Origin of the sequence: Pedobacter jamesrossensis, from assembly GCF_042650905.1 — a bacterium.
Classification (GTDB): Bacteria; Bacteroidota; Bacteroidia; order Sphingobacteriales; family Sphingobacteriaceae; genus Pedobacter; species Pedobacter jamesrossensis.
Map to the genome: position 1 here is coordinate 1 of NZ_JBHSBY010000036.1, position 24,823 is coordinate 24,823.

At 39.9% G+C, this 24,823-nt stretch carries 21 protein-coding genes; 14 read left to right on the forward strand and 7 right to left on the reverse strand.

Features of this window, described 5'->3' with window-relative positions; translation table 11 throughout:
- A partial coding sequence (locus tag ACFOUY_RS07975; protein WP_378959967.1) for a hypothetical protein occupies positions 1-566 on the reverse strand: 566 nt, incomplete at its 3' end.
- Between the two features lie 560 nt (positions 567-1,126).
- On the opposite strand from ACFOUY_RS07975, the gene ACFOUY_RS07980 reads away from it, so the two are divergent.
- From ACFOUY_RS07980 to ACFOUY_RS07990, 3 genes are read left to right on the forward strand one after another with little or no spacing between them, the layout of a single operon-like run.
- Positions 1,127-2,593 carry a hypothetical protein gene (locus tag ACFOUY_RS07980; RefSeq protein ID WP_378959968.1) on the forward strand — a complete coding sequence of 489 codons (1,467 nt, stop codon included), beginning with the start codon at positions 1,127-1,129 and terminating at the stop codon, positions 2,591-2,593.
- Entirely contained in the window at positions 2,590-5,778 is a 3,189-nt protein-coding gene (locus ACFOUY_RS07985; RefSeq protein ID WP_378959969.1) for a SusC/RagA family TonB-linked outer membrane protein, read from the forward strand. The genes ACFOUY_RS07980 and ACFOUY_RS07985 overlap by 4 nt, the downstream gene beginning before the upstream one ends.
- Positions 5,779-5,788: 10 nt before the next feature.
- Entirely contained in the window at positions 5,789-7,147 is a 1,359-nt protein-coding gene (locus ACFOUY_RS07990) for a RagB/SusD family nutrient uptake outer membrane protein (RefSeq protein ID WP_378959970.1), read from the forward strand.
- 43 nt (positions 7,148-7,190) lie between these two features.
- On the opposite strand, the gene ACFOUY_RS07995 is transcribed toward ACFOUY_RS07990, so the two are convergent.
- Together ACFOUY_RS07995 and ACFOUY_RS08000 are read right to left on the reverse strand one after the other, a co-directional pair.
- Positions 7,191-7,535, reverse strand: coding sequence for a hypothetical protein (locus ACFOUY_RS07995; protein WP_378959971.1), 345 nt, complete (start codon positions 7,533-7,535; stop codon positions 7,191-7,193).
- A 599-nt stretch (positions 7,536-8,134) separates the two neighbouring features.
- Complete coding sequence (locus tag ACFOUY_RS08000; RefSeq protein WP_378959972.1) at positions 8,135-8,491, reverse strand: hypothetical protein; 357 nt, start codon at positions 8,489-8,491, stop codon at positions 8,135-8,137.
- A 184-nt stretch (positions 8,492-8,675) separates the two neighbouring features.
- On the opposite strand from ACFOUY_RS08000, the gene ACFOUY_RS08005 reads away from it, so the two are divergent.
- Positions 8,676-9,515: a LytR/AlgR family response regulator transcription factor gene (locus tag ACFOUY_RS08005; protein WP_378959973.1), complete on the forward strand. Its 840-nt coding sequence runs from the start codon at positions 8,676-8,678 to the stop codon at positions 9,513-9,515.
- A gap of 250 nt (positions 9,516-9,765) precedes the next feature.
- On the opposite strand, the gene ACFOUY_RS08010 is transcribed toward ACFOUY_RS08005, so the two are convergent.
- Positions 9,766-10,266, reverse strand: coding sequence for a DUF5712 family protein (locus ACFOUY_RS08010; RefSeq protein WP_378959974.1), 501 nt, complete (start codon positions 10,264-10,266; stop codon positions 9,766-9,768).
- 457 nt (positions 10,267-10,723) lie between these two features.
- Between ACFOUY_RS08010 and ACFOUY_RS08015 the strand changes: the two genes are divergently transcribed.
- The 6 genes from ACFOUY_RS08015 (at position 10,724) to ACFOUY_RS08040 (ending at position 18,169) form a co-directional block, all read left to right on the forward strand.
- Positions 10,724-11,146: a (deoxy)nucleoside triphosphate pyrophosphohydrolase gene (locus ACFOUY_RS08015; RefSeq protein ID WP_378959975.1), complete on the forward strand. Its 423-nt coding sequence runs from the start codon at positions 10,724-10,726 to the stop codon at positions 11,144-11,146.
- A 3-nt stretch (positions 11,147-11,149) separates the two neighbouring features.
- Positions 11,150-14,302 carry a DEAD/DEAH box helicase gene (locus ACFOUY_RS08020; RefSeq protein WP_378959976.1) on the forward strand — a complete coding sequence of 1,051 codons (3,153 nt, stop codon included), beginning with the start codon at positions 11,150-11,152 and terminating at the stop codon, positions 14,300-14,302.
- 14 nt (positions 14,303-14,316) lie between these two features.
- Positions 14,317-15,279 (forward strand): HNH endonuclease, encoded by a 963-nt coding sequence (locus tag ACFOUY_RS08025; protein ID WP_378959977.1) that lies wholly within the window; start codon positions 14,317-14,319, stop codon positions 15,277-15,279.
- A gap of 98 nt (positions 15,280-15,377) precedes the next feature.
- Complete coding sequence (locus ACFOUY_RS08030; protein ID WP_378959978.1) at positions 15,378-16,826, forward strand: redoxin family protein; 1,449 nt, start codon at positions 15,378-15,380, stop codon at positions 16,824-16,826.
- Between the two features lie 182 nt (positions 16,827-17,008).
- Positions 17,009-17,710 (forward strand): hypothetical protein, encoded by a 702-nt coding sequence (locus tag ACFOUY_RS08035; protein ID WP_378959979.1) that lies wholly within the window; start codon positions 17,009-17,011, stop codon positions 17,708-17,710.
- A 75-nt stretch (positions 17,711-17,785) separates the two neighbouring features.
- Positions 17,786-18,169 (forward strand): hypothetical protein, encoded by a 384-nt coding sequence (locus ACFOUY_RS08040; RefSeq protein WP_378959980.1) that lies wholly within the window; start codon positions 17,786-17,788, stop codon positions 18,167-18,169.
- Positions 18,170-18,343: 174 nt separating this feature from the next.
- Here the strand turns inward: ACFOUY_RS08040 and ACFOUY_RS08045 are convergent, their stop codons facing one another.
- The 3 genes from ACFOUY_RS08045 to ACFOUY_RS08055 form a co-directional block, all read right to left on the reverse strand.
- Positions 18,344-19,849, reverse strand: a complete 1,506-nt coding sequence (locus ACFOUY_RS08045; RefSeq protein WP_378959981.1) for a serine hydrolase — start codon at positions 19,847-19,849, stop codon at positions 18,344-18,346.
- Between the two features lie 6 nt (positions 19,850-19,855).
- The gene (locus tag ACFOUY_RS08050) at positions 19,856-21,010 is read right to left on the reverse strand and encodes a transglutaminase domain-containing protein (protein ID WP_378959982.1); all 1,155 of its coding nucleotides are present in this window, start codon (positions 21,008-21,010) and stop codon (positions 19,856-19,858) included.
- Between the two features lie 294 nt (positions 21,011-21,304).
- Entirely contained in the window at positions 21,305-21,952 is a 648-nt protein-coding gene (locus tag ACFOUY_RS08055) for a GIN domain-containing protein (RefSeq protein ID WP_378959983.1), read from the reverse strand.
- 345 nt (positions 21,953-22,297) lie between these two features.
- On the opposite strand from ACFOUY_RS08055, the gene ACFOUY_RS08060 reads away from it, so the two are divergent.
- From ACFOUY_RS08060 to ACFOUY_RS08075, 4 genes are all read left to right on the forward strand, one after another.
- Positions 22,298-22,507 (forward strand): helix-turn-helix domain-containing protein, encoded by a 210-nt coding sequence (locus tag ACFOUY_RS08060; protein WP_378959984.1) that lies wholly within the window; start codon positions 22,298-22,300, stop codon positions 22,505-22,507.
- A gap of 13 nt (positions 22,508-22,520) precedes the next feature.
- Complete coding sequence (locus ACFOUY_RS08065) at positions 22,521-22,850, forward strand: HipA N-terminal domain-containing protein (RefSeq protein WP_378959985.1); 330 nt, start codon at positions 22,521-22,523, stop codon at positions 22,848-22,850.
- Positions 22,847-23,830, forward strand: a complete 984-nt coding sequence (locus ACFOUY_RS08070) for a HipA domain-containing protein (protein WP_378959986.1) — start codon at positions 22,847-22,849, stop codon at positions 23,828-23,830. The genes ACFOUY_RS08065 and ACFOUY_RS08070 overlap by 4 nt, the downstream gene beginning before the upstream one ends.
- A gap of 486 nt (positions 23,831-24,316) precedes the next feature.
- Positions 24,317-24,592 carry a helix-turn-helix transcriptional regulator gene (locus ACFOUY_RS08075; protein ID WP_378960010.1) on the forward strand — a complete coding sequence of 92 codons (276 nt, stop codon included), beginning with the start codon at positions 24,317-24,319 and terminating at the stop codon, positions 24,590-24,592.
- Positions 24,593-24,823 lie beyond the last annotated feature (231 nt).

The following is a 24,823-nucleotide window of genomic DNA, read 5'->3' on the forward strand; positions in this document are numbered from 1 at the left end:
CTTTGATGGGTAGGGGTTGATTTTTCAGTAAGCTTAGAAAACACTAAATATTCATCAATAAATAAACTATTTTTATCAAACCTGATTTTTATCGGACAGTAATGTTTATAAATATGCACTTCCTTTCCCTTGATTATTTTTTTTCCAGCAATTTCAACCAAATCTTTATTTCTAGCCATCCCTGTTGAAATATATCCACTAGAAAAATCCCATTCTTTTTCAAGAAATAGGTTACGTATTTCACTTGTAATAAATCCATTGCTTCTGAAATCAGAATTTTCAAGTAACGTAAACCTAATGGCATGCCTCAACGTTGGCCTAGATTCTAAGAGGGTATAATATTCAATATTGTTTTTATGTTTAAGTGCTAGTTTTTCTCGGAAGCAAACATCTATTTCAAGATCTTCACTATTGATCTTATTTATTGATACTGTGAAAAATTCTGAAGCTTTATTGATAGTATCAATACTGAATTCAGCCTTATTAGACTTAATCAATCTCAGTTGTTTGTCAGAAATACCTAATAGGTTTGCAAACATAATATCTGTCAGTCCTGAGTAATCCAATAATTTAAAGATATTTCTCGTAATAATTTTGAGACTTAGATTGGCCATTTCGCTAATCTCGAGCAACACAAGACAACAAAAACGGTAATTTATTTCTTTTCTTGATGTCTATTGTGTAAGTTTGATTTATAATAAATAGGTATAAATAAGAGTTTTGCAACTCCAATCTCAGGCCGTTGATGCAAAACAGTAGATTTATACCCACTTCTTATATGGTTTATGTTATTTTAGCATTTCTAAATAAGAGTGGGTTTCTGCTGTAAATCCGTATCAACGTGAGGCCTGAGAACTGAATGGAGTTACGGTATGTGGGAGCCCACTTTTATAGTCTCTACACCAAGCAAGACTCGTATAACCGATACGAGTATGAATTTTAAACCAACACATCTTTTCGATCACCTCATCTCCTTGGTGATCTGCGCTCCAGAATAGCTCTATAAAATAAGGCAGAGAACCCTAATGGTTAATGATAGAAATAGAATAGGTTCTTATAATGCTCCCTGCCTTATTTTTCGCTCCTTCTCAAGGATTATCTCTTCTAAAACCAACTAACTGAATTCATGAAAAAAACGATAAAAATAGTCGTAATGGCTACGCTATGCCCTTTTCTTCCCAATCGTGAAAGGCCCTGCGAAAAATCAAAGCAGCAAAGACCAATTACAATCAGGCTACTTGCAGCACTTGCATTTAGAGAAACTAGGCCAAAAAAATTATTCCACAGCTTAACAATATTAGTCTTGGTGCTAATGTTTTCTTTAATCAGCGGCGTAAACGGACAAGAAAGTTATTCGAATATCCAGCCTTTACGGATCGGGGAAAAAGTGCCGGAAAATTTCTGGAAGATAAAACATACTTTTTTCGGCCAAGGAAAAATTACTATTCATGATCTATCCATATATAGGGGCAAACTCTTGGTCCTGAACTTTTGGGCTACCTGGTGCGGTAGCTGCGTAGCACATATGCCGGATAATGAAAAAATTTCAACAGAATTAAATGGTATTTTTTACCTAGTGCCCATCACCAGGGAACCTTATACTAAAATTTCTAATTTTTTTTCAAACAATGATCATGTTAAGAATATCAAGCTTCCAACAATTGTATCGGACGTTGCCCTAAAAGATTTTTTTCCTCATCAGATCTTGCCCCATTATATCTGGATAAGTAAAGAAGGGGAAGTACTTGCTTCATCCGAGCATGAGATGTTCACAAGGGATAATATCCGAAAATTAGCTAATGGCAGAGAAGTTTCCTTAGATGAAAAGATTGACCAGGATATGGATAAACCTCTTTATTTATCAAAAGAGATCCAAGGCAATGTTGAAGTTCGCCAATCTACGATACTCATCAAAGGCCGCATTAAAGGGCTTCCTACTATTAAGAAAATAAGAACAAAAGAAAATAAAACAACTGGCGTGCTGTATGCTAACCAACCTTTATTAAGAATCTATGCAGATCTGGGAAAAGGCTTAATCTCTGGCTTCAACCGTAAGAGAATAATAATAGCGCATGATAACCTCACCCCATTACAATCAGATAATGGCGAATTCGGAGATGAAGAATACTACTCTTTCGACGTTAACCAAACCCCATTTACAGATTCCATATTGCTTGAGCAGCTAAATCTTTCTTCCGGATTTTTAGGCAGAATAGAGAACAGAAAGGTCGCCTGCATGATACTTTCGAAAGTTGGCCCAATTCAAAAACTGGCCTCTTTGGGTGGCGAAAGGGTTAATGGGCTTTTTGAAAAAGATTCCAGCTGTATCCGCAATGGTACAATAAAAGCGATGGTCGCACGGATGAATGATATTGATATCCCTCTGCCAGTTGTAATTGATGAGACCGGGATCAGTGAGCGTATCGATATCAGCCTTAAATCGGATCCATCAGATTTAAACGGACTGAATAGAGAGCTGAAAGATTATGGCCTGGCACTTATCCCACAGGAAAGAAATATGGATATGCTTGTGATATCAAAGGGGAAAACAGTTCAGCAGAAATCAACGGAAATTCAAAAAGCAGGATTATGAGAAATACCTTATTGACATTATTATTTATATCGGTTTCAACGTTTGTCCATGGACAATATATCGTGAAGGGAAGAATAACGGGTGCCAACATGAGTCTTGCTGGTGCCTCAGTAAAATCAACCGATAATAAAATAAAGGTCACCAGTGATTCAGCCGGACGCTTCGAGTTCCGCACATCTGAAAAAGAAATCACGATATTGATTTCGCACATTGGTTTTAATACAGAAAAACTAGCAGTAAAGCTGCCACAGGATTTATCACTTACGATTAACCTTAATGCATCTGAAAGACAACTGGAAGACGTATCAGTATCCACAGGTTATCAGCTTGTACCAAAAGAACGATCAACGGGAGCTTTTGATTTCATCAAAAAAGAGACCTTCAACCAGCAAGTCAGCACCGATGTGTTGAGCCGTCTTGAAGCAATTGCCAATGGTGTAAGTTTCAACAGAACGACGCAATCAGCTTCAGGATTGATCATCAGAGGGCTAAGTACATTCAGTGGACCAAAACAACCTCTTATCGTCGTTGACAATTTCCCATATGAGGGGGACCTTAATAACCTGAACCCAAATGATGTAGAAAACATTTCAATTTTGAAAGACGCCGCTGCATCTTCAATCTGGGGGACCAGGGCAGGCAATGGAGTTATTGTGATCACAACCAAAAAGGGAAAGTTGAACACCGCCTTAAAAACGGAATTCAACACCAATTTAACAATAGTAGGTGAGCCAGATCTTTCTTACATACCGCAGCTTTCTTCATCAGTCTATATCGATATTGAGCGGATGCTCTTCGCAAATAAATACCGCTTTTCAGACACATCTTCAACCAGACGCCTTCCATTCAGCCCGGCATATGAGCTGATGTTTAAACAGCTCAATGGTAAAATAAGCAAGACAGAGTTGGAACGGCAGTTATCTGCTCTTGCAGCCGTTGACCTAAGAGATGAGTACCAGAAAGCTATGTATAGAAAAGCTGTCAACCAACAGTATGCATTAGCTTTGAGCGGTGGAACGGCGAAAGCCTCATGGTATTTTTCTTCGGGCTATGACAGAAATATCAGTAACCTTCATGCTGTTTACGACCGTGTAAATCTCAATTTCCAGAATTCTTATGCTCCGGAAAAATTCATAAAGCTCAACACGGCCATCCGCTACACCCAGAGCAAAAGCACCGGAGGAAGGCCCAGTTATGGAAGCATCAGGATGACTAATCAAGAACTTCCGCCATATACAAGGTTTATGGATGATAACGGAAATGCTTTATCTATCGCACGAACCTATAGGCAAAATTATATCGATACTGTGGGAAAGGGAAAGCTATTGAACTGGAATTACTATATGGATGATTACCGGAATAATTCCGCTGTGAATAAAATTAGTGACCTTGTCTTAAACCTCGGTGCAGATCTCAGTCTGGCCAAATGGTTAACCGGAGAGCTCAAGTACCAGTATGAGAAGCAGGATGCAAATTCCGATTTTCTAAATAGCGCGGACAGTTATCTCGCGCGAAACCTGATCAATCAGTATAGCCAGATCAATCAGGCAGCTGGCACGGTAAAATATATTGTTCCAAAGGGCGGCATACTGGACCAGTCAGCAAATCTGCTTATAGCTCAGTCCTTCCGTGCACAGCTTAATTTTAACAAGGCATGGGGTAAACATGAAGCTGCCGCATTGGCCGGAGTAGAACTGAGGGACCAGAGCCTCAACGGAACAACCAACAGAACTTTTGGATATGACCCCGAACTGATCACCTACCAAAATACGGACCTGACCATATCCTATCCGAGTATTGTAAACGGGGCAAGGTCGTTTATTCCGGATATGTCCGGTTTCACAGGGACAACCAACCGGTTCGTATCCGCGTTTTTTAACGGTGCGTACACTTATGATGGAAAGTATGTCATCTCAGGAAGTGCGAGGAGGGATGCATCGAACTTGTTCGGTGTAAACGCCAACGATAAATGGAACCTTTTATGGTCCCTGGGTGGGGCATGGAACATCAGCCGAGAATCTTTTTACGACGTGCAATGGCTTTCCTATCTAAAGCTAAGGGCAACATATGGGTTTAGCGGAAATGTAGACCTTAATCGGTCGGCGGTAACCACTGTACAGTTCCTTAACACCTCTCCCTACACCCTTACACCTATAGGACGTTTCTCACAGTTTGCCAACCCTGAGCTCAGATGGGAAAAGGTGAGGATGACCAATGTAGCCATTGATTTTGCAACTACAGGAAACAGGATCTCTGGCAGTATTGATTTTTTCTGGAAGCATTCCAGTGACCTGTTCGGGCCTTCACAGATGGACTATACTACAGGTACATCGACCACAATCACACGCAACATCGCTTCACTCAATGGAAAAGGGTTTGACCTGGCGCTTAATTCGGTAAACTTAAGCGGACCCGTTAAATGGACAAGCAATATAAATTTTAGCGTTTACCGGGACAAAGTAGGCGCGTATTATAAAAACGCAGTAAATGGAAGTGATTTTCTGACTGGGGCATCGCCCAGTGTAACAGCAGTTTCAGGAAAGCCTTTGTATGCCATGTATTCATATCGTTGGGAAGGGCTGGACCCGCAGAACGGTGATCCAGTCGGCTTTATTAACGGGCACAAAAGCAAAAACTACAATGCCATCATCGGGGATTCAACAAAAGTCACGGACCTCATATATAGCGGATCAGCGTTACCCACGGTTTATGGCTCTATTGGAAATTCTGTGAGCTACAAGAACTTTTCGGTCACGCTCAGGGTACTCTTTAATCTGGGATACTATTATCGAAGGGGAGCAGTGAACTATAGCACACTATTTTCCTCAAACCTGGGCGGGCACCCTGAACTTGAAAACCGATGGAAAAAGCCTGGGGATGAGATAAGTACAAATGTTCCGTCGATGATATATCCCACTAGCAGTAGTCGTGACAGTTTTTATGCCGGTTCTGAGGCTACAGTTGAAAAAGGCGACCATGTCAGATTACAGTATATCAATCTTTCCTATGATTTCACGCGGAATACCTTAAGAAAACTTCCTTTTCAGAACCTGCGGATTTATGCAAATATCAGCAACCTGGGAATCCTATGGGCTGCCAATAAAGAGGGTATAGATCCAGAGTACCGGCTAAATGCAGTCCCACCACCAAAAACATTTGCTTTTGGAATAAACCTCACACTTTAAATGATAAGACATGAAAACACTCAGTATTTTGATAGTGGTATGCGCGGTCTGTACGCTAGCATCCTGCAAGAAATTTCTTGATAAAGAGCCTAAAAAATCTCTGGTAATCCTCAGGACCCTCGCCGACCTCCAGGGAATTTTGGACGATTACGAGAACATCATCAATGAACCCTACTCAATGGAAATGAGTGCTGATGACTACTACATCACTACGGCTGATTTCCTGGCCCTGAATGGGGAAGAGAACAGACGGGTCTATATATGGGAACTCAGCTATCTATTCGGGAGCGGGGCAGCAACAGAATGGTATTTTTCATACCAGCACATCTATAGGGCAAATACTGTTCTGGAAGTTATTGAAGGCATCCAGCGGACACCTTCCAACGCTTCAGAATGGGACAATTTAAAGGGCCAGGCATATTTTTTAAGGGCCAGGGCATTACTGGGTGTTATCAATACCTGGACATCTGCATATGACCCAAGATCATCTTCCACGGATCTTGGGGTACCAATCAGGTTAGGTACAGATCTTAATGTGCCTTCAACAAGATCAACTCTTGAGGAAAGCTATAGGCAGGTTATTGCTGACCTCAAGGAGGCGATTCCACTACTGCAACAAAATCCCCTGCACGTCTTTAGGTCGTCAAAACCTGCTGCATTGGGATTATTGGCAAGGGTGTATTTATTTATGGGACAATATGATAAATGTCTGGAGTATGCAGATAGTTATTTAAAGATTAAAAATACCCTGATTGATTATAATACCTTAAATCCAGCTACCAATTACCCGATTCAGGAGTTCAACAGCGAGGTAGCTTATGCCTGCGCCATGCCGACACCTCAGGCCCTTGGAATTTCAAGGGGAAAGGTAGATACAGTGCTTTTTAGGACTTACCAAAATGGAGATCTCAGAAAAACTATTTTTTTCAGGGATAACAAAAACGGCACTTATGGCTTTAGGGGAAGTTACCAAGGAAGTCTTTACCTTTTTTCAGGGATTGCCACAGATGAAATTTTTCTGATGAGGGCAGAGAGTCATGCGCGGCTTGGAAACCTAGACGCAGCAACTGATGATCTTAACACTTTGCTTAAGTCAAGATGGAGCAAATCACAGGCGTTTATCCCGGTATCGATAAAAAATAAAGATGAAATGCTAAGTATGATATTATTAGAAAGGAGAAAAGAGCTATTGTTTAGAGGGCTAAGATGGCCAGAGTTAAAAAGGCTGAATAGGGACGGGGCAAATATTCTGGTTTCAAGAAATGTCAACAACAGGATCTATACCTTAAAACCTAATGATCTGCGATATGCTTTACCTATCCCAGAAGGAATTATTGGTCTGACCGGAATGCAGCAAAACCCCAGGTAAAAACAGCTGTTGCCAGCAGAACACTGGCAACAGCTGATAAATATTACTCGAACGGACGTTTAGAAACATTCGTATCTTCCATTATATCCTGATCCGTTTTGTCCTCCAGGTAACTATCGATAGTGGTAGGAACCGTAACTTGACAAGGAATCTGCGCAAGACCACCACAAGGTGATGCATCCCCTGGATCGCTTGACCAGTTTGACGGATCGTTCGCCCCTGCTACATCACTACCGGTATAGTAGTAAGTTGTCACCTTTGCATTGGCGTTTTTACTTTCTTTGTTAAAAGGTTTAAACGCAAAAGTCAAACCCATGATTGCTACTAAAGCAAATGTAAACATAGCTCCAAGCCATGTTTTTTTAGTATTAAATGATTTGGTATACATACCGATATTGTTTAAATTTAAAATGATTTAATTATGGTCGCCCTTGCGGCGGGCATTCCGAAAAAGGACTGTTCAACTTTGGACAGCCTTTTTCCTTTTATCAGGCCTCACGGCCTCGCCGGGAACGGCGCATATTTTCGAACATGTGGAAAATGGACAACTACTCTCTTTCGGGCCTGGTATTTATTGGTTTGGGTTAATACAATTGAAATTATTCCATCTCCTGCATCCAGACATTTTTTAATCATACAGAGGAAAAGCATCGCCAATTCGGCAGGGCAGATCCGGAAAACTAATCCCGGTATCCGTTCAATCCATATCGCTATCCTTAAAGTCTTCATAATTTCATGTCTTTAACTAACAATTACCCTTTGCAACAACCTGGCTGTTGCCTGCCCATTCTAAAATACATGCGCTTATCGCTGCGCCTGCGCCCCTTGTGGAAAGTCCGGTTTAAAACTTTCGAGCACCTGCCGGTTTCCGCACCAATAACCCAATTAACCTTCGGGCGAGCTATCTTAGCGCTTTCTACTTTACGCCCGGGAAGGGCGGCTGAACACAGGTGCTACCCTGCATATCTTAATACTATTTTGCCAGAATCAATTGGCTTTAGTCTTTTTATTCGAACGTTGCTTTTCCTGCTGTTCAAGTCTCTTAAGCAGCTCCTCTCTCTTAGCGGCACAGACAATAACACTTTCCCGCTCCTGCTGATAATTGATTACTTGTTTATTTCCTTTACGGGCTAGTGTTTCCAACCTCAAATCCGTTACCTGATCCTCGCAGGTACAGTTTTTCTGGGGAAATAATGTAGCCAGACCAACACCAAGGAATACCGCAATGAAGCTAAAAAGTGTTTGATAAGTTTCTTTTCTCTCCGGTTTTCGCAGCTTCAACCACAGAAATTTATATTCTTTCCTTTGTGACCCGGATGGCATTTCATCAAAATTTTCGTTCATGACCTATCGTATTGGTTGAATAAATTTAGGGTTATCCATCCAAAAAAAATGCGCATTAATGGGTGTTATTCCCTCACCTGTACATAATTAAGGTGTGAACTGCTCCTCAATTTGTTGAAGTAGCCCAAATGACTGGCCAATAAAAAGGGGTTTTTGTACTTTTATGAAACTAATAAGGCAGTTTATGCACAACAGAAAATCAGATGGCAAAAATTCTCCGGATTATTTCAGCTTCGGCTGGATGATGGTGATTGCGCTGTGCATAACGATCTGTCTTAACTGGCCAACGATGAACTCGCGATTCTGGAATACCTTTAACCAAAACTGGTACCATATTGCGTGTGCAAATACTTTCGCAGCAGTATTCTTAATGATAACTTTTACAAATATTTTCACAATTTATCTGGATTCAAAGTGGTTGTGGGAAGAAAATTTGTGGAAAAGACTCTTTTTTCAGGTTCTTCTAGGACTCATGGTCCCTATTCTAATCTGTTATTTTTTTGGCTTGGCTTCCTTTTATTTTCTCAAAGTCAATATTAATTCGACAAGGTACATCAGAAATATGACCAGTCTGCTGGTGCTTATATGCATCATGATCAATCTACTGCACATAGTGCTTTACTATATCAATAAAGTTCCAGAATGGATAAAGAATGAGGCTCTAAACTCAAAAACAGACCTTCCCGAACATTTGTATATTCCTGATGGAAAAGGAGAAAAGAAAATTGCAACGGAAACCATTGCCTACATCTTCATTGATACTAAGACCACCTATATCCAGCATCACAACGGCGATCGCAATGTGTGCTTTGTAGCATTGGACAATCTTTATGAAAAACTTGACCATGCGCTATTTTTCAGAGCTAACAGAACCTATATTGTTTCAAGATTAGCCGTGGAAGGCTATGAAAAAGTTACTGACAGAAGTTTATCGGTCAAGGTACTGCCAAAAACAAAGGAAAACATATCGGTCAGTCGGTTAAAAGCGACACAGTTTATTCAATGGTTTAGAGCTTCATTTTGAAGCTTAGGTCTTAAAATCTTAATTACCATTTTATGGTCAAGTAAAAAAGCTCAATTCCTTCTCACTCAACCTCAAACCAAAAACCTAAAGATAGCTAGCTGTAAAATGAAGAGATTTTTCTCCGTAAATGCAAAAGCAAAAAAAATTAAGGTGGTGCGGTTGGTTTTTGCAGGCCGCAAATGCGCGATGGGTGAATTTTCTAAGAACATGCTTTTTGAGGGTTTTTATTAATCAATTATATCACTCCCCTTCATCGCTGCATACCCTGACCCTGCTCCCTTGCTTTCCGCCTTCTTCGCTTTTCTGCTTCTTCAATCGTGTCAGATGCGATATCCGGAATAAAAGCGGGCTCCATTAAAACTTCCAAAAATTCACCTACGGTTTTACCAGTCGATTCGAGCATGTCTCTGGCAGATGAAAAAATTCCTTCAGCGACACCTAAAGCAAGTTCATTAACCATAGACCTGCTTTGATGATTATTCTTGGATGCCTCATTCAATATACCCAGCTGCTCCCTTTGCTGCAGGCTCCCGTTCTTTAAAATATTTGCATAAGCAAGCGTATCTTTCAGGTTTCGTTCAAAGCCAAACTCCTCATCAAACAAAGTCTCCCCACATTGCTTAAAAGCCATCCGGTCAAACTGGCCCATTTTTTTAGAGTGCTCCGCGTTTCTTCCCTTCGAGCTGTTCATAGGGCTGAGCTTTATTTTATTGGTGATATCCTTGCGGCTGACAATCACCTGTATATGCATCTGGTCTCCGCTCTTTTTTCTCCACGTTTCCTGCTACCATCCTTTACCGCCACATTGTTATAATTATTATAGCATGTAACTTTTTTCAACGCTACTAGGTATAATAAAGAGCTTGATTCATCATCAAGGGCAGTCCTAAATTAATTCAGAATCACTGATGGCTAGTTCAATCTAGTGCAATGAGTAAATTTAGGTTTACCCCCTATTCCTTGACGTAAATTTCCCTTTCAATATTGTTGCCTTCTGTACATTTACTGTTGTCATGGTAAACATTTTGTTTAATTGAATGAAAAGCAGCTACTTTTGCCATAATGATTATATTTAATAAATGAACTGTAAAAAAATTCAATAAACACCACATTTCCATACGGTAAACCGTAAAAGCGCACTTGATTCAAGATATTTAATCTAAAGATTCGAACGCCGGGCAAACTAGTCACAAATAGCAACTACCAACATGTCATTACCCAAAAGTAAACTTCAAAAAATCATCCCGGTAAGTTGTGCGATTATTGTTTCCGAAGACAGCAAAATATTGGCAACCCAAAGAAGTTCAAGAATGTCATTATCATTAAAATGGGAATTCCCCGGTGGTAAAATTGAAAGAGAAGAAAGTCCAGAACGAACAATTGTTAGAGAAATCAAGGAAGAGCTACACATTGAAATTAGCATCAATAGTCAATTGCCATCGGTGACTCACCATTACGAAAATTTCAGCATCATTCTCATTCCTTTTATCTGCAAAATAGAGCACGGCGAGATAAAACTCACCGAGCATCAAGCATTCCGTTGGCTTAATCCTAATAAGTTATTAGATTTGGATTGGGCAGAAGCTGACATACCAGTGGCTCAACATTACCTGCAAACGCTCAATAAATAACATATGTCATTCGAACTCGGTCTGTACGAACAATTGATTACCAAAATAATTGCTTCAAAACTCGACCAAATGGATGAGGAAAAGTTCTTCATTCAAAAAGCTGTACTCGATAAATCAGAAGCGGCCAGATACTTAAGTGCTTATCTCTCTGAAACTATTCAGTTCGCTTTACAACAAGTAAAGGAAGGTGAACACGGTGGCATTCAAAAGAAAATCGAACTATCCAACCAGATTATACAAGTACTCATTTCGGCCTTACCAGATTTAACCCTAACCAATAACCTAATCACCTCGGAAGGTCAACTATTAGAAGCCGTTTTATCCATTGAAGATTCACCTTTTCCGGACCTAAAGGAGCGTGTAAAGCAGATTATGCCTTATACTAGATTAAGTCAGAGCGAATTATTTACCGGAAGTAATGCCGGCATTTCTTTGGAAAGTGAAATCAAAAAAGAAATTCTATCAGCCGATGAAATCTGCTGGCTTGTATCCTTCATCAAGTTTTCAGGTATTAGGATTTTTAAAGATGAGCTGCAGACTTTCACCAACAGTGGGCGAAAATTAAAAATCATCACCACCACTTACATGGGGGCAACGGATGTAAAGGCCATAGAATTTCTGTCGGGCTTGAAGAATACAGAAATTAAAGTTTCTTATAACACAGAGCATGAACGCTTACATGCAAAAGCTTATTTGTTTTTGAGAAAATCAGGTTTTGATACAGGTTATATTGGCTCTTCCAATCTATCCCGTTCAGCATTGACCAACGGCTTAGAGTGGAATTTAAAGGTCACCCAAAAAGAAATTGGACATATTATAGCTAAGTTTAAAAAAACCTTCGATACCTATTGGGCCGACAAGGAGTTTGAAAGTTATAGTATCGGTACTGACAAAGCTAAATTAAGCAATGCTTTAAAGCAACAAAGCACGCGCGACTATCGGGGCATTTTATCTTTTTTTGACATCACACCAAAACATTTCCAGCAAGAGATTTTAGAACAATTGGAATCTGAACGGATCAATCACCACCGGTATAGGGATTTAATTGTTGCCGCAACCGGTACTGGTAAAACTGTTATTTCCGCCTTTGACTACAAACGGTTCAAAGACTATAATCCGCAAGCTAGATTACTTTTCATCGCGCATAGAAAAGAACTACTTGAACAGGCGCAGGATATCTTTCGCCATGTATTACGTGATGCCAACTTTGGAGATCTATGGGTAGATGGAATAGAGCCGATGCAATATGAGCATGTTTTTGCATCCGTTCAAACCCTGAACAACCGCTTGTCTGGTTTGAAGCTAAGTGCTAACTATTACGATTTTATCATTATTGATGAAGTACACCATATTGCCGCAAACACCTACCGCCCTGTTCTGGACAGGTTTGAGCCAAAAATATTGCTTGGCTTAACTGCTACACCCGAGCGGATGGACGGCGTTGATATTTTAAAAGATTTTGATCATACCATTGCAGCAGAAATCAGGCTGCCAGAAGCGCTGAATAGCAAACTCCTTACACCATTTCAATATTTTGGCCTATCAGACTCAGTGGATATTAGTCAAGTCCAATGGAAAAATGGCAGGTATGAAAGTAAGGAGCTGACCAAAATTTACACCAGTGATGACCGGCGGGTCCAAGAAATATTGAATAACTGCGAACAGTACCTTACCGACGTTCATCAGGTAAGAGCGCTTGGCTTTTGTATAAATACCGAGCATGCCCGGTATATGGCAGAAAAATTTATTTTTTATGGATGGAAGGCAGATTACCTAACTGCTGAGAATGCATCTGCTAAAAGGGAGGGAATTCGTAAGCGATTATACAATAAGGAAATCAATTTTCTGTTTGTCGTGGATATGTTTAATGAAGGAATAGACATCCCAGAAGTTGATACTGTGCTTTTTTTAAGGCCTACTGAAAGCTTAACCGTTTTCTTGCAACAATTAGGCCGGGGTCTGCGCCTGGCACCAAACAAAGATTTCCTAACAGTACTGGATTTCGTAGGTCAAGCGCGCGTAGAATATGATTTTGAACATAAGTTTAGGGCACTTGTAGGAAAAACCAATACACCTATTTTGAAAGAAGTGGAAGAAAATTTCCCGCACCTGCCGCTAGGTTGTAGCATAGTTTTAGAAAAGAAAGCAAAATCTGTAATCATAGCCAATATTAAAGCAGCAACAGGGCTAAACCGCAGGCAGCTTATTATTAAGCTACAGAATTTCAAACACCAATCGACACTTGCTCTATCTCTGCAAAACTTTCTGAACTTTACAAGTTTGGAATTAGCCAGCATCTATAAAAAGGGGAGTTGGAAAAGGTTATGTGCAGACGCGGGATTAATTGATAATTTTCAAGACCCCTTAGAAAATCAGATTACCAAAGGCATTAAAAAACTCATGCAGTCCAATTCTATTTCTTACTTTAAATTTCTTTTGAATTTTATTGAAAATGATTTTAGTATCAGTGCACATGTTACTGGGCAGGAAAGGCTAATGAGCCTCATGTTCTACTATGACTTTTTCCAATCTGATACTAAATCTGATTTTAAAACCCTAACGGATTGTTATCAGGCATTGAGATCAAATCATGTAATGCTAAGTGAATTAACGGAAGTGATTCATTACCTTATCGAGCAGGTTAAATTTATAGAAAAACCTATCAACCTGCCGTTTGCCTTTCCCTTGAAAGTACATAGCAGATACAACAGAGACCAGATTCTGGTTGCACTGCAGCTGCATCAATTTGAAAAAGCTTCATCCAATCGTGAGGGGGTAGCTTTAAATAGCAAGCTTAATACAGAAGCGCTATTTGTTACTTTAAAAAAATCAGAGAAAGAGTACTCTCCCACGACATTATATGATGACTACGCCATTAATGAAACGCTATTTCATTGGCAGTCGCAAAATGCAACGAGTTCAACCTCGCCCAAAGGCAGATCATACATTGAACAAAAAAAACTCGGCAAACACATTTTAATCTTTGTGCGAGAGCAAAATGATGATGAGTTTGGGAATACCATGGGCTATGTGTTTTTGGGAAAAGCAGGTTTTATGGAAAGCGAGGGGGATAAACCGATGAATATTCAATGGCTGCTTAATGAACCTATGCCCGCATACCTATGGAAAGATACCGCTAAATTAGCCCAAGCTTAAACGTAAATTGAAAAATGTTGAACTCCGCCCTCCAGAAATACCTCAAAGCATTCGTAGGCCTTAAACGTGGTATTACTAAATATGGCCTTGCGCCACATAAGCCAGTTTTATTACTAAGCTTAATTGAACTTATAGACAAAGGCACCGTAACCAACAACCAATTTGAAGTTAATGCCGATTTGGTGGCAACTTTCAAAGAAAACTGGCTTTTACTCGTCCCGACATTACATCAGTCAGATTTTACTCAGCCGTTTTACTACCTACAAAGTGAAAAGGCAGCAGGCAAATCATTTTGGTCGTTACAGCCCAATTTGGGCATGCAGATTAATTCGCACATTAAATCAGTGAATCGATTAAGCGAAACTTGTGCCTTCGGTTACTTTGAACCAGAGCTCGCTATTTTATTGACTGATCAGACAAATAGAATGATTGCAAGAAATCTTTTATTGGATACTTATTTCTCAACTTATAAAGCTAATTTCATATTGGCAAAAAATCATGGAGAAGGCTACCTTCACCAGCTGGAAGAGTTTGTATTAAATGAACCCGAGGCAAACTATAAGCGGGTTATTATTAATACAGAAGAGGATATCTTTGTGCGAAACGGACTCTTCAAAAGGCTCATCCCTAAAATCTATGGTAATCAATGTAGCATTACTGGCATGCAACTCAGCAGCACATTTGGCCATAGCTTTGTTGACGCTTGCCACATCGTACCTTTCAATGTCAGTCATAATGACAAAGTAACCAATGGTATCGCTTTATGTCCAAATTTACACCGCGCTTTTGACCGTGGACTCGTTAGCATTTCAAACGACTATACGGTTTTACTTTCGAATCATTTAATTGAAAACGAGAAACACACCTATGCATTGAATAGCTTAACCCATAGAAAAATCCTATTGCCGAAAGAACGAATCCATTTTCCTGAGCTTGCTGCAATAACATGGCATAGGGAAAACGTTTTTAAAAATTAATTCCGTGCAACAAAGCAAATAGAACCACCTGAAAACTAATCAATTAGTTGTTATTCAGCAAAAAAACATTTATCTTCATTCCATCAGATCTTCCGGCAATGAAAAAACTAGTTACCTTATTTCCTCTTTTACTGTTAAGCATCAGCGTTTGGCCCCAAAAACCTACTCCAGAGCCACTCATTATCCAGGGTAAACTCACAGGTTCGCCCGAAAGAATGCTGAAAATTTTTTTTATCGACGAAAAGGAAAAAATAATCCTTGACACCATCCACCTTGAGAAGGATGGTGCATTTTATTTTAAGACTACAAAAATCAACCGGCCCCAGCGTACAAGCATACAAATGAACCAGACGCAGATCAATCAGATTTATGTAGCCCCAGGCTATAAACTGACCATTACTGGCGATGCATCTGATTACAAAACACTGTTTACTACTAAAAAAATCAGTGGTAAAGGAGCGACAGCCAACCTTTACCGGGTAAAGCTAGATTCGCTTTATGCATCTAGACCACGAGGTAAAGCTTGGTATGAGATGAATTTGGAAGAGCTACTGCTCTACATTAAAACGGAGCGAAAATTACAGGATTCAATCTATAAAATTGTGTTTTCCAAAAAACCAGCAGACGAGAAGTATTTCGATACTTTCAAGACCATGATTTCCATAGACAATCAGTCCATCGCATTATATAATATACTGGAGCATATTGCCATGAATAAATACAGCCCAGAGAAAATGATCGACCTGGTTCAGCAACATACACCAGAAGCTTTTAAAAAAGGGATTTCAAATGATGCTTACCTCAGTGCCGAAGACTATAAAACCTGGTTATTGGGGGATTATCTTTCTTACCGCAAACAACTCGATAAAGTCAAAGATTCAACCCTATCCAAACAACCTGGTTATGGACTCAAAACCATACAAGCGGCTTTTAGCGGAAAGGTCCGCGATTATTATATTTATAAAGTAGTGACTAGCAGTATTGGATCTTCTAAATCCATCGAGGCCCTGAACGCGTCCAAAAAAAGACTAGAACCATACCTTGCCTCCCTTGCCGATGACACCTATAAGGACGAAATTAACGCAACTTATATGGATAAAGAAAAACAACTGATGGAGGTACAAATTGGAAAGCCTGCGCCAGATTTCACATTGCTTAGCGCGGAGGGAAAAACTTACCGCCTGGCGGATTTCAAAGGAAAAGTGCTTTACATCGATCTTTGGGCCAGTTGGTGCGGCCCATGCCGAAAAGCCATGCCTGATTATAAAAAGCTTTACGATAAACATAAAGACAAAGAACAAATCGCTTTTCTTGGTATTGCTGTTTCTGATGGCGAGAAAGAATGGCGTCAGGCACTCAAGGAAGAAGGCCCCGAATGGATACAGCTGCATGACAAGGAGGGAATTATTTCCAGATCCTACATCGCCAATGCCATCCCAAAATACATCATCGTTGATAAGCTGGGTAATATTGTCAGTTTCGATGCACCCGGACCAGAAGATCCGCAAGCCGAGAAACTGCTACTTGCTGAACTGGCTAAGGAATAAACATTACATACAAAGAACTTATTTCCATTATAAAATAGCTTTCAGTTTTCTGCCTTTTGAACTATTCCTTAAATTCTGATTTGCATGATTAACCTCAAAATTCTAGAAATTAATATGAGGGTAAAACATTATTTTGCCCTCACATAAAGATATAAATAAAACAAACTAAAAATACCCCAAACATGAAGACGACGCTACTCTCCTTATTCTTTTTATTAACCTTAAGTCACACAAAAATCTTTGCACAAACTGAATTCACAGCCCAGCAAATCATCGAAAAATCAATAGAGGCTACCGGTGGAAAACAGTACCTGCAGTCCATTAAAACACTTTACTCGGATATGACCACAGAAATGGAAGGTCGTAAGGTCAACTGGGTTACCAAAGAAATGCTGCCAAATAAAGGTTCATTTATGATTATCTACCAGGGCCGTACCGTTTTCAAGAACATTTACGATGGAGAGAAAGGCTATGAAGTATCAGCAGGAACAAAGAAGCTATCCGACCAAGCAGAGTTTAGTGATAAAAAATTCCGCAGGAATATTTTCAACGAACTGGATTACATAGATCCCAGCCTATATACCTTAACGCTTGAAGGAACCGAAAAAGTTGATAAAGAGGACTCCTATAAAGTCAAGGCCGCCTGTATAAATGGTACTGTTAGAATGCTCTATTATAGTACAAAAACATTCTTTCAGCTGCGTGAGGACAAATCCACAACCGAGAAAGGAGGCTTCAGCAGTACTTATTTTTCAGATTACAAGAAGTTCGGAAAATTAACCTGCTACTCCCAGATGAGCTTTGGAGAAGGTGATAAAATTCAAAAAGCTAAAATGGTGGAACTTTTGGTAAACGAGAAGATCTCAGAAGACGATTTTCTTTAAGTTAGGCGAAACAACATCCTTTGGCTTTGTAGCGTTTTCAGCGCTTACCCCGTATCAATAAAAAAAACCATCTCCATGAAAAGATTAGTATTCTCCCTAATGGTTATCACCATATTTATTTCCTACACATCGTGCAAAAAAAATGGCATTGATGATGGTCCCGGTGAAGTTTATGGAAAATGGAAACTAACAGAAACCCTCGCCGATCCTGGAGATGGGAGTGGTAAATATATTAAGGTAAAAGAAGCCAAATACCTCATTGTGTCAAGGACAGGCAAAATAGAAGGTGATGCATTACCAGATTTATCTGACTTTAAGATTATAGATAGTCTAACAATGGAAGTCACTTCTAAAACTTACAATAGAACCCTTCCATACCGATATAAAGCGACCGCGAATAGCCTTACCCTCAACCCACCCTGCTTTGAGGGGTGTGGATTTAGATTTATCAGACAATAAATAACCGAAATCCAAAGAAACAAAATACGGTTGCTTCATCAAGAGTTGTTATCGCTCTAAAATTTGAAGTGATTTAGGTAAGCGCTTATTACTCCACGCTAGCGCATCTAAAGATTTCGCCGGTTTGCTTATTTATTATAAGATGGCCTTCGCGAAAAGTGTGGACGTTAGCCGCTACAATTTCTTCGCACGAATGGTTTGACCTTGCACAAAAATCATCTCTTTTATTATTACATTCTGATCTTTTACAAACTCCATACTTGCCTGAATCGTTTTAAAAAAAAACTTGTTACTGCTTTCCGCAAAAGCCTCTATTCTGGACTGGCCGGTTGCCTGTACGAAAACCTTTTTACCCTCGCGGCTTACAGTTAATACAAGTTCGGGAGTAAGCTGATAATTGCCAAGATAACTATTTAGATCCTGGTCCGAAACTTCAGCAAGGGTAACCTTTCTGCTTTTGCTTAGGCCTTTAAAACCATAAACGGTAGAGATGCTATTGATCAGTTCCTGAATAATTTCCCCATTATCTGAATTGACCATAATGATTAAACCATTCCCGCCTTCAAAGCTTCCATAGTATCCGCCGGTGAATCCCGCATTGCCTGCACCATGGCCGAAGTACTTAACTCCATTGTAATCTTCAATAAAAACACCCAATGCAGCACCATTTTTATTCATGTAGGGACTCAGGCGTAACTTTGTTGTCTGCTCATCGATAACCTTTGCCGATTTACCCTGGTAGGCAAGCTGGGTCTCGATGATATACTTGGCCAGATCCCTGGGGTTTGTCCATAAACCCGCGGCCGCCTGCTCCGGATAAATATGATACTTGCCCTTCACCTCTTTTCCATCCCCATCATATCCTGCAGACAGCAGTTCCTGCCTGATAGCTGTTGGTGGTTGCGCAAAAGTGCTGCTGAGCATACCCAGCGGCCTAAGTACCTGCTCGGATAAATAGCTTTCATACTTTTGCCCGGTAATATCGGTGAGTACCAGTTGAGCAATCGTTGTTCCACCTCCGGAATATTCCTGGCGGGTTCCCGGGACGAACAGCGAACGTACCGCATCAGAATTGGCCGGGGATTCACCATTTAAAATCTGGATAACCGAAGGTAGCGGCTTTCCTGCCTCATAACCTCCAAAGCCATGCACATTTAACCCAGCGGTATGGCTGAGCAGATTGGCCATATTGATTTTCATACCCTTAGAAATCGAATCATAAGGAAATTTCCAGCTTTTTAGATAAGTATTAATGTCTGCATATAAATCCAGATTCCTGTCCTTAAATAGCTTTAAGATGGCCAGGCTGTTCAGCGATTTACTGATAGATGCTGCCTGAAAAAGCGTTTTATCGCTTACCCGAATTTTCTTTTCTGTATCTGCAAAACCATAACCCTTTGCAAAATCAACCTTATAATCCTTAATCACTGCAATACTCAGACCCTGCACCTTAAAATGTTTCATCCGCTCCAGCAAATTAAAAGGAGCGGAATCACTGGTCTGGATGTTCTGGGTTAGGCTGTTTTCAACCTGTCTGATCCGCTCTTCCAGCGTGGATTGCCCAAGGGCATGATTAAAAAGGAAAACCAAAAAAAACAAAACCAGCCTAGCGGTCAATTTATAGGAATTTTGAATATTCATCCGGAGATTCCCCAAATGGAGTATTTCTAAATTTTTCATAGCAGGTTATCTTGGTGTAGTCCAGAATAGTTCAGGATTGTTTGTTTTATAATTGATAAACTTTACCCCGGTTTTCTGATTGGTTGATTCTCTTTTTTGCGGCCCTTGGACAATACCGTCCAATGGCAACAGTTCCACATAGGCTACTTCTTTCCCACTGGTCCAGGTTTCAGTATCATACTGGCTCATCACCGGAGTTTCCAGGCGGTAGAGATTCTTTGCCATATAGGTTTGCAGGTAATATTCCTTGGATTGCAGTGCGGTGCGGTTCCAGTTTGCATCCGCATTTAATACCAGCGGCATGCCTTTTACCAATCGCTCCCTGACTTCCTGTATACCAAGCAGGTTGCCTTTTTCATCCATAACATAGGAATCAAAGGTAGGGTCAATCCAGATCCACTTGCTGAGGTCTTTGCTGTATACCATATTAATCACATGGCAATCATCAAAATTAGTTTCCTTTGGCATGCAGGTAATGTAACGGGAGGTGATGCCCATAGCGAGGTAACATTCGTTCAAAACAGTTGCCAGCATCCGGCAGTTTACCCCACGGTTTTGCTCACGGCAAACCTTTATAAGATCAACTGCATTTTTCAGCGTCGGATTATCACTGCTCCCATCATGCCTGATCAGGTTATGCACCCAATGCATAAGATTGAATACTTTAGAGAGCTCGTTTCCATTACCAGCAACTGAATCCAGTTTCAAGTCTTTTCTAATCCGGACCAGATTCGCATTGTCCATCGACTGATAGCTAAAAACCGGTATTTCACGTTTGTCCGAAATGTTATACTTTCCCGCCTTCTGAAGCGTGTCCAGATAAGCGACAGGCCTTCTGTTGGGTGCTTTAGGATCATATTTCACCTGCGTTCGGGCACTATCGGTACCATTAACCAAAATAATAAAATCATATTCGCCCACCTTTGGATCAACATTAAAGGATATGGACTCCTTGTCGGTATAAAACGTTACCTTTTTAGCAGAGGTTGTGTAGACATCCAGTTTTTCTTTGGGCATAACCGTCCAGGCATTTTTTCTGACCGGATAGTTGTCATCCCTGATATCAACACTGGTTGAATTTGCCTTAATAACCTTTAATTTCTTCTGGGCGAATGTAAAGCCCACATTAAAAAGTAGAAAGAATAAAATAGAGCGTTTCATTTTTATTTAGTTTAAGGTTCATGCTTAAAACAAAGACGTGCGGAAACTTGGGAAGGTTGCATTAAACCAAAAATAATAATTCATCGTCTAAAAGCAACCTTCCTTCCGCAAATTAGAAACCAGGCATTCAATTGTAAATGTTTACTATAGCTACATGTCAAAAACAGCATGAATCACCTTTAATTCACCCGACACTTTTTTAGGTCTTTAATCAAGTGAACTAAACATACGAACCGCCTTACACAATAAAAGCTGCCTAACTGGGCAGCTCTGATTAATCTTAAAGACAGGTTTCTATTTTGCTAATGCCATTGCATTCTGTTCGGCTTCCATGATTGCCTCAGAGGTAAAGGATGCTGATTTAAGCGTAGCAAAATCTGCCAACTTTACATTTTTCATGTTGCTAGCTACCATAGTACTTTGATCTGCAGTACCATTTAATTTCAATACCGCATCATCCTTAACGATGGTGTATAAACTGCCAGCTGTTGTTTTAATCTTCGCAGTAGCACTTTGGCTCAAAATTAACTGAAGGTATTTCACATCCAAATTATTGCTGGTCACTACAACTGATTGACCATAAGCTTCAATTCTTTCCAAATCTTTTACCGTTATATTTAGTGTTACCTGACTTGTTTCCAATGAATTAATAAATAAGGTTTTTCCATCAGTTGATACTGAGGTTTTTGCAGCATCATAGTTGCTCGTACCCTCAACATTTTGTTTGTCACCTTGGGTTAAGACGATCTTCACATTCCCGCTCACCCAGATCCTGTTGAACTTTGATAAAGAAGAAGTTTTTGTTTCTGCTTTAACTGGCTCAGCGGCAAAAGTTGCCATTGCTGATGAAGTAAATACCACTGCTGTTAATGCTGCTGCGAATAATGTTTTTGCTAGAGTNGGTTTTTGTTCTTGTTTTGTTATTAAGACGCAGCTGTCCATCAAACGTTTCAGGCAAAAATCTCGTATTATACCAGCGTTGGTAACCACTAGACCAACGCCTGTAATTTCTAGACGAACCGTTATTAATTTCCACGGTTTGATGCAATATTTTTCAGTGATGCAGGGTAACTAAAAATATTTTTTTATTCTCTCAGATTTTGGAGGCTTTTTTTAACTTAAATGCACGTGCAGTAAAGCTCTAAACTTCATTCAATATGTGCGCTATGCCGCACTTTTACACTCCATATCAAGCTCCAAGAACAAACATCAACAATAAGTGCTTTTTACCGCACTTTCCTTGCGATGCTGATTTGAAATTATTATTTTTGAATTAAATAATGCGGTATGGTGCACTTTTTAGAACTAATTAATACAGTTAAGGAACGTAGGGAATCGCTTAAGGTCACTCAAGAGATTTTGGCTGAGCTATCAGGAGTAGGACTGCGTACGCTGAAGGAATTCGAAAGCGGCAAGGGAAATCCCACACTTTCGACTTTACAAAAAATAGGAGATGCACTGGGGCTTGAACTTTTTTTGAGGGTGAAGAACAAATAACGCCTATTAAGAGATGAGAACAGCAAAAATATTATTCAAAGGAGAAGAGGCCGGTATATTAATGCAATATGATGATGGAGCGTTTGAATTCCATTACCATGATAGATGGGTAAATGACGACAATAAACCGCCCATTAGTCTGACCCTACCTAAAAGCCTGAGGGCTTATCATTCCAGATTCCTGTTCCCTTTTTTCTACAATATGCTTCCTGAGGGAACCAATAAACAAGTGGTCTGTCAGCTAAATAGAATCGATCAAAAAGATTATTTTGGTCTGCTATTGAACACGGCAAAGTATGATACAATTGGAGCAGTAACGGTAATCAAAATCGAACAAGAATGAATTTACCAGAAATAAAATACTGCCCTGGCACATTAGCTCCAGACCATAGCACCTACAGCACTACTTGCTTAAAACGGGTATTCGAAGGAAAAAAAGTGAGCCATATATTAGCCTACGATTCCCCAACCTCCGACACAGAAACGGATGAGCTCTTTGATGAAAACCGGAAAAGGATGTGCATTTCCGGCGTTCAGGAGAAATTTTCCGTGCTGCTGAAAAAGAATAAGCTCAGGCTGACCGCGGAAGGAGAGCAGGGAGAATATATCCTTAAACCCATTCCGGCAGCGGGCAGAATGCCAGAGCAGATGCCGGCAAATGAGCACCTCACTATGCAGATCGCCAGACAAGCATATAATATTGAAACCGCTGAAAATGCATTGATATTTTTCCAGAATGGGCAACAGGCCTACATTACCAAACGCTTTGATTTCGGGCCAGATGGTAAAAAGTTAGCACAGGACGATTTCGCATCACTCGCAGGACGGACACCACAGACCCATGGCGAGCATTATAAGTATCTTGGAACCTATCTTGATCTTTTCGAACTGATGGAAAAATATGTGCCAGCCTATAAAGTGGAGGCATTGAAATTGTTGAAAATTTTGATGTTCAACTATCTCTTTTCAAACGGAGATGCTCATTTTAAGAACTTTTCATTGCTGGAGACACCCATGGGCGATTACCGGCTTAGCCCAGGTTATGATCTGCTGAATAGCCGAATTCACATCAAGGATAAGGATTTTGCATTAGATGATGGCCTACTTCCTAGAAATAAGGCAATAGGCAAAATAAGTCAACAGTTTTCATTGTTGGCTGAAATGGTTGGGATCAGCAAGAAGGCATTTGAAGGAATATTGAACTCAATGCTCGGGCAGGCTGACAAGGTCGAAAAACTTATTCACGCTTCCTTTCTGGATGAAAAGACAAAAAGAAATTACCTGCAGGCTTATCAAGGCAGAATGAAGCAACTTTTGAAATAAGGGTAAAGTGTTATGATGCGGAACATCTGAAGAAGAATGATCATAACATCCTTGCCTGTATCAGTTCACTTATATACCAACTCTAATTAATGATCTACGTTTAGAGTATATAAACCTAGTTTATTAACAAAAACTCTAATTAAACTCTAATAGTTAGTGTTCTATTTAACATATATATATTAGAGTGGAAGGGTTCTATTAGAACTAGATTAAATTGATCCCATCTCTCCAAAAGTATTTTTTCGCATAACCATTACTCTCCTTGTTTTTAAGAGTTTGGTCAAGCTGTAAAATAAACTGGTTTGTGAATGCATATCAGCGAGGACCCCTCTTTTCTAAGCAATGAAAGCATTTTAATATAGTCATAAATGACTGGGCACACGCAGTTTGTTCTGCTTAATATTTTGTGCATATTTGTTGTAAACGCATAGAATATTAAGCATGAAATCTAAAAAACCTATATTATTTCCAAAACATAAAAAAATCATGGAGATTCTTGGAGAAAACATTAAGCTCGCACGGAAGCGCAGGAGTCTTACCATTTTACAGATGGCAGAAAGGGCAAACCTAAACCGCAACACCATAACCAGTATTGAAAAGGGAAGTCCTAATGTTTCGATAGGTGCATATTTTAATGTGCTCCGCACAATGAACCTACAAGATGATTTTCTTAAGCTGGCGGAGGATGATGAATTTGGGAGAAAACTTCAGGACATAAAACTCTTAGCCGCCGTAAAAGACACGCGTAAATTAAAAAGCTAAGTAATTCTTGTCACATAAGAGTGCCAATATTTACATAATTTAGGGTGTGTCGTCCTGATTTTACTTGTCGCTTAACAAAAAGTTTAACAGCAGCAGCCGTTCTTTAAAAAGTAATTACCTATTTTACAATCAGTTGAAAACGAGAAAAGAGAGCTATTATACTCTCTTTCTTAAAGTGGTCCCGACGATACAGAACTCGAACTTTTTTATAGATGACTTGCGGAATGCAGC